Source organism: Streptomyces sp. NBC_01142 (assembly GCF_026341125.1).
Lineage (GTDB): Bacteria > Actinomycetota > Actinomycetes > Streptomycetales > Streptomycetaceae > Streptomyces.
Genome location: NZ_JAPEOR010000002.1, coordinates 2,269,820 through 2,284,705, shown reverse-complemented (window position 1 = coordinate 2,284,705; position 14,886 = coordinate 2,269,820). Strand labels below are relative to the sequence as shown.

The window sequence follows — 14,886 nt, the reverse complement described above, 5'->3', positions numbered from 1 at the left end:
CCCCGATGATTTCGCGCTTTCTCACGCGGGCCTCAGAAACAGCCGCTAATCTCCGCGCCCAAAAGGATCTGCGGAGGGGGTACGGACGTGGGGCGCGGGGCGCAGTCGCTGGCGAGAGTGGCAGTGGTGGTACGGGCCGGGGCAGCGCCCCTGTGGTGGTCGGGGCTTCTCGCCACCGGCGTCGGGGCGCTGCTCCCCGGGCTCACCGGACGCCGGATCGGGCTGCTGGCCGGGGCCGCGCTCTTCCTGGTGACGGCGGCCGTGGTCGCACTGGCCCGCCGCGGCCGGTACGCGGCGCTGGCGGACGGCGCCACCCGTGCCGCACGCACCGACTTCCTCCAGGACCGCCGGGTGACCTTGCGGGCCCGGCGGCGCGCCCGCCGATGGTGGCTGTTGTGTGCCTTCCTTGCCGCCGTGGGCAGTTCCTTCGTACTGCCCGGTGCCGGCGGTGCGCTGCTCGCCGGAGCCGGGGCGGGACTCTGGGCCAAGGCCGGGTGGCTCGGCCGCCGGGAGCTCGCCGCACAGACTCTGCTGTGGATCCGTACCGACTGGACCACGAAGGGCCCGGTGGGCAAGCCGGTCAAGGGCTACCGCAGCACGGGCATCGCGGCCGGCGACGCCGCGCCCGGTGGGGCGCGGCGCCGCCGCTGACCCACCGTCAGACCTCCAGATCTGCCTCGATCTTCCTGAGCTGGTGCCGGGCCATCGCGAGATTCGCGCGTTGTTTGTCCAGCGCAAGGTAGAGGAACAGGCCGCTGGTGCCACGGCCCTTGAGGAGCCGGATCAGGTGGTACTGGGAGTCGAGCGTGATCAAGATGTCCTCGATGTCTTCCTTGAGGCCGAGGTGTTCCATCGTGCGGACCTTGGCGCGGACCACATCGGTGTTTCCCGCCGCGGCCACCGTCAGGTCGAGGTCCTTGCCGCCGCCGATGGTGCCGAGGGCCATGCCACTGGTGTAGTCGACGAGTGCGGCGCCGAGGGCGCCCTCAATGACAGTGGTGGCTTCCTTGAGGGCTGTTTCGGTGTTGGCCATGAGAGGCGCACTTCCTTTCCGTCTGTTGGGTGTTCGTGCGGGTGTGGTCGAGGGGTTGGCAGCCATGGTCAGGGGCTCTCCGGTCGTTCGAGGGCGGAGTCGACCAGCTCGCCGATACGGGCGCTGGAGCGACGGGCCTCGAGGTGGAGCCGGCCCACGTTGATGCGTGGCTCGGCCAGAAGGGTGAGGACGGCGGAGGAACCTGCCGCATAGGTCGCGACATAACCCCGGTCGCCCCTCACCAGCAGCTCCCGGAACCCGCCCTGGCCGGTGGCCTCCGTGAGCCGCAGGGCGACACCGAGGGCGGCGGCGGTGAGCGCGGCGACGCCCTCCGCCTCCGTCGTGTCCGTCGCCAGCACCAGACCGTCGGCGCTGGCCGCGAGCGCGCCGGTCAGCTGCGGCACGCGGGCGCGCAGGCGCTTCAGTTCACCGAGCACATCGGCCTCGGCCGTCATGAGCTGTCTCCTCTCGGCGCGCAGCCTCAGAGCGCGCCTCATGACGGTGTGCGCAAGGCCCGGTGGGTCCAGCGGGGTGTCACAGGCTTGCCTCCAAAGCGTCGCGGAGCCGGCGTAACAGGGCGATGTCCGGGTCGGCCGGGAACTCCGAGACCCAGGACGGGAGCGGATGGGGGGCAGCCGCCGCAGGCTCGGCCGGTGTCCCGACGAGCCCGGCCGCCGCCAACCGCCGTACGTCGATGAGGGTGTTGAAGGCGGGACGGCCCAGCGTCCTGGCGATGTCAGCCGGGGTGCGTACTCCGTCGGCGAGCTCCAGCAGGGCCCGCTGGCGACGGGTGGCCGCCGGGCCGGGGGTGGTGGGACGGCGCTCGACCGGTGCCGTGTCGACCTCGGGGTAGGGCCATACGGAGTCGAGCAGTTGGCGGCGCCGTATGGCTTCGCGTTCGACGACATCGGCGGGCACCGAACGCACCCGGCCGATCCAGTGGGCGACCCCGTAGCGGAAGCGGGTCGGCCCGCTGCCCGGTGCCAGGGCGAAGAACGCGGCGTCGAAGAGGGCGCCCAGATGGCAGATCTCCAGTTCGCCGTCGCCCACTTGGCCGCTGTCGACCAGGAAGCGCGCCACCTCGCGGCGTGCGCCGGCCTGCTGGACCGCCTCGTCCCAGCCCTCGCGCGCCAGCCGTCCGTTCGCGGTCAGCAGGATGTCCAGTCCGGGGGCCGCCGGACTCTCGGCGTGCACGATCTGGCCGTCGGCCAGATAGAGCGCACCGTGGTCACGGACGAGTACACCGGTGGCCCGCTCGTCCGCGAGTCTGACGAGCATCGGGGAGACGGCCGCTCTCGCCGGGGTCATCCCAGCACCAGCCGCTCGGCGAGGTCCTGGAGGCGCATCCGGGCCAGGGCGAGATTGCCCGTGTCCCGGTCGAGCCACAGATGAAGGAACACACTGCTGTCGAAGGTCGTCTCCACGAAGCGCACCACGTGATAGCCGGTGCGTGTGGTGATGATGAGGTCCTCGACGGGCAGTCCTTTGCCCGCGCCCGAGCTCGCACTGCCACCGCTGCCACCGCTGTTGCCGTCGTTCCGGCCGGCCGGGTCGTCGGGCGCGAACGAGGCGTACTCCGCGGCCATCCTGGCCAGTTCGGCCGTCTCCGCCGCAGTCGCCTCGTGGTCACCGCCGGGCGTCTCCCCGACGGTGCCGAGCGCGAGCCCGCTGGTCCAGTCCACGATGGAGGCTCCCCGGGCCCCCGGCACCACCATGGCTTGCAGCAGACACTCGTCGATTCCGGGCACGCGGACTCCCCTCCCCGCCTCGGTGTGCCGCGCACTGGTGTGCGGCAGTGACGAGGAGATTACGCAACGTGTGCAGCGTTGGGAGGAGTTCTGGCATTTTCCAGCTGAACATGCCCGCACTCGATAAAGTCCGCTGCCGGATGACCTGTTCCTGGCGCATCAGGACCGGGTCGTTCGGCATGCCCGCGATTGGTCCGGCGTGCTCGCGGGGAGTCAGGCATGCCCGCGGGAGTCGGGCATGCCCGCGGGAGTCGGGCATGCCCGCGGACCGTCGCAGGAATTCGGGATCAGGGCAGTTCCTCGTGGCGCGCCTTCAGCACCAGCTTGTTGACCGCCCACAGCCCGATGCCGATCAGCACGAGGATGCCCGCGCGGATGTACACCTCCGCGTCCCGGTCGGCGAGCGGGCTCGCCAGGATCAGTGCGGCGATCGCGCCGAGCACGGGCAGGGCCGTCGGCGTACGGAAGTGGGCGTGCTCGACCGGGTCCTTGCGCAGGACCAGTACCGCGATGTTGACCACCGCGAAGACACACAGCAGCAGGAACGCCGTGGTGTCGCCGAGCCCTTCGATCTCGCCCGTCGACACCAGCCCGATCGCGATGACCGAGACGAAGATGATCCCGGTGACGGGCGTACGCCGGCGGGGGAGCACTTTGCCCATGGCGCGCGGCAGGATGCGCTCGTTGGCCATGCCGTAACAGAGCCGTGAGGCCATCATGATGTTGATCAGCGCGGAGTTGGTCACCGCGAACAGCGCGATCAGCGAGAAGAGTTTGGGCGGGAAGTCCAGCCCGCCCGCCTTGACGACCTCCAGCAGCGGGCCGCTGGATTTCTCCAGCGTCCGGTAGTCGACGAGCAGCGACGAGACCAGTGCGACCAGGACGTAGACGGTGCCGGTGACGGCGACACCGAGGAAGATCGCCTTGGGGAAGGAGCGGGCCGGGTCCTTGGTCTCCTCGGCCATGTTCACCGAGTCCTCGAATCCGACGAAGGCGAAGAAGCCCAGCGCGGTGGCCCCGAGGATGCTGGTCATCAGTGCGAATCCGGTGCCGCTCGCCTCGAACTCGCCCAGCCGGGACGCCTGCCCGTCGCCCGCGAGCACGGAGTACGCGCCGATGACGAGGATGACCAGCAGCCCCGAGAGCTCGACGATCGTCAGAACGACATTGGTCTTCACCGACTCCGAGACGCCGCGCAGATTGAGCGCGGCGAGGGCGAGGATGAAAAGGATCGCGATCAGCGTCGGCGGCACGGCATCGGTGAACTCGGTCAGATAGTCACCGCTGAAGGCACGGGCCGCCGCGCTCGCGGACGACAGCCCGGAGCACATCACCATGAAGGCGATGATGAACGTCAGGAAGGGGACCTTGAAGGCCTTCTGGGTGTAGAGCGCGGCACCGGCGGCCTTGGGGTACTTGCCGACGAGCTCGACGTACGACGCGGCCGTCAGGAGTGCGACGGCGAAGCCGATCACGAACGGCAGCCAGAGCGCGCCGCCGACCTTCCCCGCCACCTTGCCGGTGGTGGCGTAGATGCCGGTGCCCAGGATGTCGCCGATGACGAAGAGGATCAGCAGCTTCGGCCCGATGGCCCGCTTGAGCGGGGTGTCGCCAGAGGCCTCTGGTGCTTCGGATGTGGTGGTCATGGGACCTCCGCCGGTGTTCTGTGTGGGGAAACTTCTGCCCGGTGGGGCGCGGGTGAATACGTGCGAGATCGCGTGCGCCCGCGCGTGCGGCGGTCGGTGTACGCGACCGGCCGCGCATGCCCCCCGCCGCCGTTCCTCGCCGGCTCTCGCCGGCCCTCGACGGCCTGTGAGCCGGCCCCTGCGGCACTGCGTACGGATCAGCCCGGATCAGCCCGTACCGATCACATGGTCTTTCGCTCCACCGCGGCCGCGACGTCAGCGAGGTCCTTCGCGATCGCCTTGCTCACCGCCCGCGCGCCGAGGCCCCCGAATATCCTGGCCAGCAGCCCGGCCGCGCCTCCGGGCGGCGGGGTGGCGGAGAAGGTCATCTGTGCGACGGTCGCCCCGGGCCCGTCGGCCTGCAGGACGAACTCCGACACATAGTGGGTTCCGTGCGAGTCGGCCTCCACCACGTACGTCAGCGGTGGCTTGCTGGCCGTCACATACATTTCCTCGGTGGCCTGCTTGCCCAGCATCCGGCGGGTCTCGCGCCAGCGGGTGCCGACGCCGAAGGGGCCCTCGGACAGGACCTCCACCTTGTCCACGCCGCTGAGCATGCGCGGGATGCCCTCCAGGTCGGTCATGGCGCGCCAGACCTCCTCCGCGGGGGCTTCGATGCGGCGCTCGACGACAACGCTCTCGTTGGCCATGCCTTCATGGAAGCAGCCGGGTCCGGTAATCGCCCCCCGACTCGGCGACGATCTCCTCCAGGCGCTGCGGGGCCCGTACCGTCATGAACCGAACGGCTGCCCCCTCCGCGTCGTCCGCAGTGCCGTCCGCACGGCCTTCGTCGGTGACAAAGCCGTGGACGCCGGGGCGGGGGAGGCTGTTGTAGCCGTAGTGGCTCGAGAAGTAGTACGCGCCGGTGTCGAGCGCCGCGATCACATCGCCCGGCCGGAGCAGTGGCAGCGAGCGGCTCTCGGCGAGCAGATCGCCCGCGAAGCAGGCAGGTCCGGCGACATCCTGCACGACGTCGGGCCCGGCTTTGGGGCGGCCCTCGGCGTCGTACGCGGCGATGCGCAGCGGCCAGGAGGCGGGGTCGTACACCGTGCGGGTGGCGACCTGGACGCCGGCGTGGGTGACCGCGATGGGGCGGGAGCCGGCGCTCTTGGAGTACTCGACCCGGGCGAGGATCAGGCCGTGCTTGGCGAGCAGGGACCGGCCGAACTCGGTGACCAGGCCGTAGCGGCCGTCGAAAAGCCCGGGCACCTCCTCCTTCAGCAGGCCGGCGTACTCGGCGAAGGTCGGGGTCTGCTCGTCGGAGGCGAAGTTGACCGGGAGGCCGCCGCCGATGTCGAGGGTGTCGATCTGCTGGCGGCCGGCCGCCGTGTTGATCTCCTCGGCCAGCTCGTACACCGCCCGGATGCCGTGTGCCAGGAGAGTCAGCGGTATGCCCTGGGAGCCGGAGTGGGTGTGCAGCCGGGTCAGCCAGGGGCGGTCGAGATATGCCCGGACGACCCAGTCGCGGGCGCCCTCGTCGCGCAGCGCGACACCGAACTTGGAGGTCGGGGTGGCGGTGGACAGGGCGGTGATGGAGCCGCCGCCGACCTGCGGGTTGACGCGCAGGCCGAGCGGCGGGGCGGGGTCCGCCGTGCCGACCAGGGCGTCGATCCGCGCCAGCTCCTGCGGGTTGTCGGCGTTGACGGCGATGCCCAGATCGAGAGCCTCACGCAGCTCGGCGGGCGTCTTGGCGGGGGAGTCGAGGACCATGCGGTCCGGGCGCACCCCGGCCGCGCGGGCCAGGGCCAGCTCGCCCGGACTCGCGACCTCCGCGCCGATGCCCTCGGCGTCCAGCAGTGCGAGTACGGGGACGAGGGGAGCCGCCTTCACGGCGAAGGCGTGCAGTACGGGGGCGTCGGTGACGGCGGCGAAGGCGGCCCGCAGACAGGCGGCGGAGGCGCGGATCCCGGCCACGTCCAGGAGGGCGGCGACCGGCTGCTCCTCGCTCAGGAGCCCCTGTTCCACTGCCGCGCGTACGGCCTGATCCCGACGGTCTGAAGCCATGTGTGCCAGCCAATCATCCAGCAGGAGGCGTCGCAGCTGTTGACTACAACTATTCAGCGCGTCAGGATGTGAATAGATAGACCAACAGTCATGGTCGCAGTCGCGAGGAGGCATTGCCATGTCAGGACCCCGCCCCGTACGGGCACCGCGCGGTACGGAACTGAGCGCCCTGGGATGGCAGCAGGAAGCCGCCCTCCGCATGCTCCAGAACAACCTCGACCCCGAGGTCGCCGAGCACCCCGACAAGCTCGTCGTCTACGGCGGCACCGGCAAGGCGGCCCGCGACTGGCGCTCCTTCGACGCGATGGTGCGCACGCTGCGGACGCTGAAGCAGGACGAGACGATGCTCGTCCAGTCCGGCCGGCCGGTCGGCGTCATGCAGACGCACGAATGGGCGCCGCGGGTCCTGATCGCCAACTCCAACCTCGTCGGCGACTGGGCGAACTGGGAGGAGTTCCGGCGGCTGGAGGCTCTCGGGCTCACCATGTACGGCCAGATGACCGCCGGGTCGTGGATCTACATCGGCACGCAGGGCATTCTGCAGGGCACGTACGAGACGTTCGCCGCCGTCGCCGCCAAGAAGTTCAACGGCACGCTGGCCGGGACGATCACGCTGACGGCCGGTCTCGGCGGGATGGGCGGCGCCCAGCCGCTCGCCGTGACGATGAACGACGGCGTCGCGATCTGTATCGATGTCGACCCGCGCGCCATCGAGCGCCGTATCGAGCACCGCTACCTGGACGTCCGCGCGGACTCCGTGGAGCACGCGCTCCAGCTCGCCGTCGAGGCCCGCGACGCCCGCCGCCCGCTCTCCATCGGCCTGCTCGGCAACGCCGCCGAGCTGCTCCCGCGCATGCTCGCGGAGGGCGCCCCGATCGACATCGTGACCGACCAGACCTCGGCCCACGACCCGCTCGCCTACCTCCCGCTCGGCGTCGACTTCGACGACATGGCCTCGTACGCCGCCGAGAAGCCCGCCGACTTCACGCAGCGCGCCCGCGAGTCCATGGCCAAGCACGTGGAGGCGATGGTCGGCTTCATGGACGCCGGCGCCGAGGTCTTCGACTACGGCAACTCCATCCGCGGCGAGGCCCAGCTGGCCGGATACGACCGGGCGTTCGCCTTCCCCGGCTTCGTCCCCGCCTACATCCGGCCGCTCTTCTGCGAGGGCAAGGGCCCCTTCCGCTGGGCAGCCCTGTCCGGCGAGGCCTCGGACATCCACAAGACCGACAAGGCGATGCTCGAACTCTTCCCGGAGAACGAGTCCCTGCACCGCTGGATCAAGATGGCGGGGGAGAGGGTCCACTTCCAGGGCCTGCCCGCCCGTATCTGCTGGCTCGGCTACGGCGAGCGCGACAAGGCCGGCGAGCGCTTCAACGACATGGTGGCGAGCGGCGAGCTGGCCGCTCCCCTGGCCATCGGCCGCGACCACCTGGACTGCGGCTCGGTCGCATCGCCGTACCGCGAGACGGAGGCCATGCTCGACGGCTCCGACGCGATCGCGGACTGGCCGCTGCTCAACGCCATGGTCAACGTCGCCTCGGGCGCGTCCTGGGTCTCGATCCACCACGGCGGTGGCGTGGGTATGGGCCGCTCCATCCACGCGGGTCAGGTCTCGGTGGCCGACGGCACCAAGCTCGCGGGCGAGAAGATCCGCCGCGTGCTGACGAACGACCCGGGCATGGGCGTCATCCGCCATGTCGATGCCGGTTACGACATCGCGGAGTCGGTCGCGGACGAGAAGGGCGTGCGGGTCCCGATGCGCGAGGGCGGGACGGCGTGACCGAGGAGACGTTCCCCCGCCCCGCCCACGCGGCGCAGCCGCATATCGATGCTGCGGGAAGGGGCGGGGCCGGGGACTCCTTCCACCGGATGTGGCAGGACCTCGCCCCCATCGGGCGCGACACCTCCACCCGCGGCTACCGCCGCTACGCCTGGACCGCCGCCGACGCCGACTGCCGCGCCTGGTTCAAGGCCCAGGCCGAATCCCGCGGCCTGACCTACGAGCTCGACCGCAACGGCAACCAGTGGGCCTGGCTCGGCGACCCCCTCGCCGGTGACGCCGTCGTCACCGGCTCCCACCTCGACTCCGTCCCCGACGGAGGCGCCTTCGACGGCCCCCTCGGTGTCGTTTCCTCCTTTGCCGCGCTCGACGAACTCCGCCGCAGGGGAGCCGAGCTCACCAGGCCGCTCGCCATCGGCAACTTCGGCGACGAGGAGGGCGCGCGCTTCGGCCTCGCCTGCGTCGGCTCGCGCCTCGCCTCCGGACAGCTCACCGCGGAGAAGGCGTACGCACTGAAGGACGGCGACGGGATCAGCCTGCCCCGGGCCATGGAGGCGGCCGGATACGACCCGTCCGCGATCGGCCCCGACCCCGAGCGGCTCGCCCGCATCGGCGCGTTCGTCGAGCTCCATGTCGAGCAGGGCCGGGCGCTCGACCTGTCGAACGACCCCGTCGGCATCGCCTCCGCGATCTGGCCGCACGGCCGCTGGCGGTTCGACTTCCACGGCGAGGCCAATCACGCGGGCACCACACGGCTCGTCGACCGCCGCGACCCGATGCTGACGTATGCCGAGACGGTCCTCGCCGCCCGCCGCGAGGCCGAACTCGCGGGCGCGGTCGCCACGTTCGGCAAGATCTCCGTCGAGCCGAACGGCGTCAACGCCATCCCGTCGCTCGTCCGCGGCTGGCTGGACTCCCGCGCCCCCGACCAGGCCTCGCTCGACACGGTCGTCGCAGCGATCGAGCAGGCCGCCAAGGAGCGGGCCGAGCGCGACGGCGTCGACCTGAACATCGTCCGCGAGTCCTTCACCCCCGTGATCGAGTTCGAGCATGCGCTGCGCGACGAGCTGAACAAGATCCTGGGCGGCCGGATCCCCGTGCTCGGCACGGGCGCCGGACACGACGCGGGTATTCTGTCCGGTTCCATTCCGACCGCCATGCTGTTCGTACGGAACCCCACGGGTGTCTCGCACTCCCCGGCCGAGTTCGCGGCGGAGGACGACTGCGTGGCCGGGGTGCTCGCACTCGCCGACGTACTGGAAGGGCTCGCGTGCAGGTGACGACGTACTGGCTGGAGCACGCCTGGCTCGACACACATGTCGAGCCGGGTGTGGCGGTGTCCGTGACCGACGGACGGATCACCGAGGTACGCACGGGGGCCGAGGCCCCGCCGCAGGGGGCCGTACCCCTGCGCGGCCTGACGATCCCGGGCCTGGCCAACGCGCACTCGCACGCGTTCCACCGGGCGCTGCGGTCCACGGTGCAGGTGGGGTCGGGGACGTTCTGGACCTGGCGCGAGGTGATGTACCAGGTCGCGTCCCGGCTGACCCCGGAAACGTACTTCTCGCTCGCCCGTGCGGTGTACGCGGAGATGGCGCTGGCCGGGATCACGGCGGTGGGCGAGTTCCACTATGTGCACCACGCGCCCGGGGGTGGCGCCTACGCCGACCCGAACGCGATGGGCGAGGCGCTGATCGCGGCGGCGGCGGACGCGGGAATCCGGATCACGCTGCTGGACACGGCGTATCTGTCGTCGGCCATCAAGAACAAACACAGCGGCCAGGCCCCCAACCAGCACCAGCTCCGCTTCTCCGACGGCACGGCGGAGGCGTGGGCGGAGCGGGCGTCGGCGCTCAAGGACAGCGACCACGCCCGTATCGGCGCGGCGATCCACTCCGTACGGGCAGTGCCCGCAGGGCAGTTGAGCACCGTCGCCGAGTGGGCGGCGTCCCGGAACGCCCCGCTCCATGTCCACCTCTCCGAACAGACCGCGGAGAACGACGCCTGCCGGGCGGCCCACGGCTGCACCCCCACCCGGCTGCTCGCCGACCACGGGGTCCTGGGCCCGCGCACGACCGGCGTCCACAACACGCACCTCACCGACATGGACATCGCGCTCCTCGGCGGTACGAACACCGGCACCTGTATGTGCCCGACGACGGAACGCGACCTGGCCGACGGCATCGGCCCGGCCGCCGCACTGCAGCGGGCGGGCTCCCCGCTCTCGCTCGGCAGCGACAGCCACGCGGTGATCGACCTCCTCGAGGAGGCGCGCGCGATGGAACTCGACGAACGCCTGCGCACCCGCACCCGCGGCCACTGGACCGCAGCGGCCCTGCTCCGCGCCGCCACGGCCGACGGCCACGCGGCCCTGGGCTGGGACGGCGCGGGCAGCATCGAGGCGGGTGCGCTCGCGGACTTCGCGACGGTGGCACTGGACTCGGTCCGCACGGCGGGACCGCTGCCGCGCCTGGGCGCGGAGACGGCGGTGTTCGCGGCGACGGCGGCGGATGTGCGCCACACGGTGGTGGCGGGCCGTCAGGTGGTCCGGGACGGATCCCATGTGCTGGTGCCGGACGTGGCGTCGGCGCTGTCGGAGGCGATCGCCGCCCTGCGTTCGTGACGCTGCAACCCCCCACCGAGAGGAACCCATGCGCACCACACTGATCACCAACATCGGCAGCCTCGTCACCAACGACCCCGCCCTCGGCGAAGGCCCTCTCGGGCTGCTCGAAGACGCGGCCGTCGTCATCGACGGCGACCGCATCGCCTGGGTCGGCCGAACCCAGGACGCCCCCGCCGCCGACACCGCGTACGACGCCACCGGCCGCGCCCTCATCCCCGGGTTCGTGGACTCCCACTCCCACCTCGTCTTCGCCGGCGACCGCACCAAGGAGTTCAACGCCCGCATGTCCGGGCGCGCCTACTCCGCCGGCGGCATCCGTACCACCGTCGCCGCGACCCGCGCCGCCACCGACGCCGAGCTCAGCGCCAACGTCGCGACCTACATGGCCGAGGCGCTGCGCCAGGGCACCACCACCTTCGAGACCAAGTCCGGCTACGGCCTGACGGTCCAGGACGAGGCCCGCGCCCTGCGGATCGCGCAGGAACACACCGACGAAGTCACCTACCTCGGCGCACACATCGTCTCCCCCGACTACGCCGACGACCCCGCCGGCTACGTCGCCCTCGTCACCGGCGAGATGCTCGACGCCTGTGCTCCGTACGCCCGTTGGGTCGACGTCTTCTGCGAGAAGGGCGCCTTCGACGGCGACCAGGCCCGCGCGATCCTCACCGCGGGCAAGGCCAGGGGCCTGCACCCCCGCGTCCACGCCAACCAGCTCTCGTACGGCCCCGGCGTGCAGCTTGCCGTCGAACTCGACGCCGCCTCCGCCGACCACTGCACCCACCTCACCGACGCGGACGTCGACGCCCTCGCCCACGGCGCGACCGTCGCGACGCTGCTCCCGGGCGCGGAGTTCTCCACCCGCGCCGAGTGGCCCGACGCGCGCCGGCTCCTCGACGCGGGTGCGACCGTCGCGCTCTCCACGGACTGCAACCCCGGCTCGTCGTTCACGTCCTCGATGCCGTTCTGCATCGCTCTCGCCGTACGCGACATGAAGATGACCCCGGACGAGGCGATCTGGTCCGCCACGGCGGGCGGCGCCCAGGCCCTTCGCCGGGAGGATGTCGGACGCATCACCCCCGGCGCGCGCGCCGACCTCGCGCTCCTGGACGCCCCGAGCCATGTCCACCTCGCCTACCGGCCGGGCGTTCCGCTGGTCTCGGTGGTCTGGCGACGCGGGGTACGCGAGGTCTGAGCTTCAGGCGCCCGGCTCCACCAGGCCCGTCGCCCATGCCCAGGCGGCGATGGCGACCCTGTTCCGTACGTCCAGCTTCGCCTGGATGTTGGCGACATGGGTCTTCGCCGTGCCCGCCGAGATGAAGAGCTCGGCCCCGATCTCGGCGTTGGTGCAGCCGCGCGCGATCAGGCGGACGATGTCCTGTTCGCGCTCGGTGAGCGGGTTGGGGCGCGCGGGCGCCGGTGACGCCGACGCCGGGGGAGCGGTCAGCTGCCGCAGCAGCCGTACGGTGATCTGCGGACTGATCAGCGCGTCCCCCGCCATCGCCGCTCGGACCCCCTCGATCAGCAGCGCGGGGCCCGACCGTTTCAGCAGAAAGCCGCAGGCGCCGTTGCTCAGCGCCGTATGCACATAGTCGTCGAGGTCGAAGGTGGTGACCACGACGACCCGGGTCGGCTCCGCGGCCTCCGGTCCGGCGAGCAGCCGGGTCAGCTCCAGGCCGTCGAGGCGCGGCATGCGGATGTCCGCCAGGACGACGTCCGGCCGCAGGCGGCGCGCCAGGTCCAGTGCGGCGGCGCCGTCCGCGGCCTCGCCGACGACGGTCATGTCCGGCTGGGAGTCGAGGACGAGGCGGAAGCCGCTGCGTACGTCGTCCTGGTCGTCGGCCAGCAGTATGCGGGTGGTCATGTCGTTCATGATCCACCCGCCGGGAGTACGGCCGTCAGCCGCCACCCGCCGTCGTGCGGACCGGCCGACAGCGTGCCCCCTGCCGCCTGCACCCGCTCGCGCAGCCCGGTCAGTCCGTGCCCGCCCCTCCCGAGCCGTGGGCGTGGCCGGGCCGTCCCGCGGTCGTTGGTCACCCGGACCTCGACGGCGGGGGAGCCGTCCGGCAGGCGTATGGCGGTGAGGGTGACGTCCACCCGCGTGGCGGCCGGTGCGTGCCGGCGGACATTGGTCAGGCCTTCGACGACCACGCGGTAGGCCGTCGCCCCGGCATCGCGCGTCATCGTGTCCGCCGCCCCGGGCGCGAGCAGGAGGTGGGCGGCGGTGGTCCCGGCAGCCGTGAACCGCTCGACGAGGGAAGGGAGTTGATCCAGTCCCGGCAGCGGCTCCACGCTTCCGCCGTGGAGCATTCCCACCATGCGGTCCAGGGAGGCGAGCGCGTTCAGCCCGGCCTTCTCGATACGTTCCAGGGCGGGGCCCGCCTGGTGCGGGTCGGAGGCGGCGACATACTGCGCCGCCTGCGCCTGCACCACGATGCCGCCGATGTCATGGGCGACGAAGTCATGGAGATCGCGGGCGATGTGGAGCTGCTGGGTCCGCCGTGCCGCGAGGACCGCCTGCCGCCGGCGTTCCTCCATCAGGCGCGGGTAGCCGCCCGCTACGGCCGCGCCCGCCGTGGGCAGAGACCAGAAGGCGAGGGCGCCGACCCGCTCCAGGAACGAGCCGGAGGGCATCAGCGGCAGGGTCCACACCGCGACGGCGAGCCAGACGATCACAACGGCCGGAACCGCCTGCCGTACGGGAGCCCAGCGGAACACCGCGGTCAGCAGCGCGGACAGGGCGGTCATCTCGACGAGCCGCCACAGCGAGGCCCCTTCTGTCTTCGGCGTAGTGGCGGCGACGGTGGTCGCCAGCGAGAGGACACCGGCCAGGGCGACGGGGAGGGCGAGCCGGTTGCGGATGCGTGAGCGGCGGGCTGCCACCCACGGCAGCAGCGCGACGGCCGCGGCCACGGATCCGATGCCTATGACATTCACGCAGTTGATCTTAGGGAGGGCGGCGCGTCGGCACCCTCTGCCGAACGGCAGAGGCCGGGCCCCCGCCCGCCACCACGATCCGCTGATCGGCAGATGGCCGCGGGTCGGTCCCCTGGAGCAGATTTGAGGCATCGCAACACGGCGTCGAACCAGGTCGAATCACTCGGACAACACGGCGTCGAACCAGTCGGATCAAGGGAGTTCATCATGAACCGCAGGACCGTCACGACCGCCCTCGCTGCCACCGCGGCACTGGCCGCCCTCGCCGGAATCTCCTCCTCGGCCTCCGCCACCACCCCCGCCCCGGAAAAGACGGCAAGCATCAGCGGCTCGGCACGCATCGACTACGCCTACTCGCCGAACGACGACATCCGCTTCAGCTTCGACGCCCGGGCCGTCCCGTTCTCCAAGCCGCTGCCCGGCCTGCCCACGGGCCTGCCCACCGATGCCCGCGGAACGGTCAAGATCTCCCACTGGTTCGCCGCCGAGAACAAGACCGTACGGGCGGAGGGCACGGTCGACTGCCTGGTCACCGGCGGCAGGACCGCGTCGTTCACGGCCGTCATCACCCGGGCCGACCCCGAGGTCGCCGACTGGGTCGGCAAGCGGCGGGGCTTCAGCGTCTACGACGGCACGGGCAAGGGCGGTGACCGCGACCGCTTCGGCTTCCACTGGGGCGTGAGCAACCTGGACACCGACGACAAGGGCGAGGCCGTCCAGGCCAAGGTCGGCACCTGCATGGCGCCGGCGCCCTTCGCCCCGGTCCGGACGGGCGGCTTCACCGTCCGCCACGCGGACCTGCCCCCGCTGCCGGCCGCCGCGCCGACGCGTCGCTGAAGGAGCTGAAGCGGCCGAAGGAAGCGGGCTAGGCGAAGACGAAGACGAGGATGAGCAGCACAAGGAGAAGGCCGAACATCTCCCAGCGGGTCGCACGCCTGAGCGTACGCAGCGATATGGGCTTCCCGGACCGCGAGGTCGGCGATGGGCTGTAGGTGGCGTCATCGGACGTGTCGTCGCTCATCCCGTCATGCTAGCCACGTCGCATCCGGTGCTCCCGTCCACGACCGCCA

Annotated in this window: 16 protein-coding genes; 6 read left to right on the top strand and 10 right to left on the bottom strand. The window is 71.5% G+C overall.

The features are described from left to right. The first annotated feature begins 87 nt into the window (after positions 1 to 87). Positions 88 to 651, top strand: a complete 564-nt coding sequence (locus OG883_RS27785; protein ID WP_266546115.1) for a hypothetical protein — start codon at positions 88 to 90, stop codon at positions 649 to 651. Between the two features lie 7 nt (positions 652 to 658). Here the strand turns inward: OG883_RS27785 and OG883_RS27780 are convergent, their stop codons facing one another. From OG883_RS27780 to OG883_RS27750, 7 genes are all read right to left on the bottom strand, one after another. Continuing rightward, positions 659 to 1,033 carry a hypothetical protein gene (locus tag OG883_RS27780; protein ID WP_266546106.1) on the bottom strand — a complete coding sequence of 125 codons (375 nt, stop codon included), beginning with the start codon at positions 1,031 to 1,033 and terminating at the stop codon, positions 659 to 661. 68 nt (positions 1,034 to 1,101) lie between these two features. After that, positions 1,102 to 1,530: a roadblock/LC7 domain-containing protein gene (locus tag OG883_RS27775; RefSeq protein ID WP_266546105.1), complete on the bottom strand. Its 429-nt coding sequence runs from the start codon at positions 1,528 to 1,530 to the stop codon at positions 1,102 to 1,104. Positions 1,531 to 1,567: 37 nt separating this feature from the next. Then, positions 1,568 to 2,341 (bottom strand): transcriptional regulator, encoded by a 774-nt coding sequence (locus OG883_RS27770; protein WP_266546102.1) that lies wholly within the window; start codon positions 2,339 to 2,341, stop codon positions 1,568 to 1,570. After that, positions 2,338 to 2,781, bottom strand: coding sequence for a hypothetical protein (locus OG883_RS27765; RefSeq protein WP_266546099.1), 444 nt, complete (start codon positions 2,779 to 2,781; stop codon positions 2,338 to 2,340). Before OG883_RS27765 ends, OG883_RS27770 begins: the two co-directional genes overlap by 4 nt. Before the next feature lie 287 nt (positions 2,782 to 3,068). Then, positions 3,069 to 4,427: an APC family permease gene (locus tag OG883_RS27760; RefSeq protein ID WP_266546096.1), complete on the bottom strand. Its 1,359-nt coding sequence runs from the start codon at positions 4,425 to 4,427 to the stop codon at positions 3,069 to 3,071. Positions 4,428 to 4,648: 221 nt separating this feature from the next. Next, positions 4,649 to 5,116: an SRPBCC family protein gene (locus OG883_RS27755; RefSeq protein ID WP_266546094.1), complete on the bottom strand. Its 468-nt coding sequence runs from the start codon at positions 5,114 to 5,116 to the stop codon at positions 4,649 to 4,651. A gap of 4 nt (positions 5,117 to 5,120) precedes the next feature. Next, positions 5,121 to 6,470, bottom strand: coding sequence for a diaminopimelate decarboxylase (locus OG883_RS27750; RefSeq protein WP_266546091.1), 1,350 nt, complete (start codon positions 6,468 to 6,470; stop codon positions 5,121 to 5,123). Positions 6,471 to 6,588: 118 nt separating this feature from the next. On the opposite strand from OG883_RS27750, the gene hutU reads away from it, so the two are divergent. The 4 genes from hutU to hutI all read left to right on the top strand — a co-directional run bounded on the left by hutU (position 6,589) and on the right by hutI (position 12,074). Further along, positions 6,589 to 8,253: a urocanate hydratase gene (gene hutU, locus OG883_RS27745; protein ID WP_266546088.1), complete on the top strand. Its 1,665-nt coding sequence runs from the start codon at positions 6,589 to 6,591 to the stop codon at positions 8,251 to 8,253. An 89-nt stretch (positions 8,254 to 8,342) separates the two neighbouring features. Then, positions 8,343 to 9,533 carry an allantoate amidohydrolase gene (locus OG883_RS27740; RefSeq protein WP_266549504.1) on the top strand — a complete coding sequence of 397 codons (1,191 nt, stop codon included), beginning with the start codon at positions 8,343 to 8,345 and terminating at the stop codon, positions 9,531 to 9,533. Continuing rightward, positions 9,524 to 10,876, top strand: a complete 1,353-nt coding sequence (locus OG883_RS27735) for a formimidoylglutamate deiminase (RefSeq protein ID WP_266546085.1) — start codon at positions 9,524 to 9,526, stop codon at positions 10,874 to 10,876. The genes OG883_RS27740 and OG883_RS27735 overlap by 10 nt, the downstream gene beginning before the upstream one ends. Before the next feature lie 28 nt (positions 10,877 to 10,904). After that, positions 10,905 to 12,074, top strand: coding sequence for an imidazolonepropionase (hutI, locus tag OG883_RS27730; protein ID WP_266546082.1), 1,170 nt, complete (start codon positions 10,905 to 10,907; stop codon positions 12,072 to 12,074). 3 nt (positions 12,075 to 12,077) lie between these two features. On the opposite strand, the gene OG883_RS27725 is transcribed toward hutI, so the two are convergent. Both OG883_RS27725 and OG883_RS27720 read right to left on the bottom strand, forming a co-directional pair. After that, positions 12,078 to 12,743 carry a response regulator transcription factor gene (locus OG883_RS27725; RefSeq protein ID WP_266546080.1) on the bottom strand — a complete coding sequence of 222 codons (666 nt, stop codon included), beginning with the start codon at positions 12,741 to 12,743 and terminating at the stop codon, positions 12,078 to 12,080. Between the two features lie 5 nt (positions 12,744 to 12,748). Next, positions 12,749 to 13,816, bottom strand: a complete 1,068-nt coding sequence (locus OG883_RS27720; protein ID WP_266546077.1) for a sensor histidine kinase — start codon at positions 13,814 to 13,816, stop codon at positions 12,749 to 12,751. A 207-nt stretch (positions 13,817 to 14,023) separates the two neighbouring features. Here OG883_RS27720 and OG883_RS27715 point away from each other — a divergent pair, with 207 nt between their 5' ends. After that, a complete protein-coding gene (locus OG883_RS27715) occupies positions 14,024 to 14,653 on the top strand; it encodes a hypothetical protein (RefSeq protein WP_266546074.1) in 630 nt (209 codons plus the stop codon). Positions 14,654 to 14,681: 28 nt separating this feature from the next. Here the strand turns inward: OG883_RS27715 and OG883_RS27710 are convergent, their stop codons facing one another. After that, positions 14,682 to 14,837, bottom strand: coding sequence for a hypothetical protein (locus OG883_RS27710; RefSeq protein ID WP_266546071.1), 156 nt, complete (start codon positions 14,835 to 14,837; stop codon positions 14,682 to 14,684). Positions 14,838 to 14,886 lie beyond the last annotated feature (49 nt).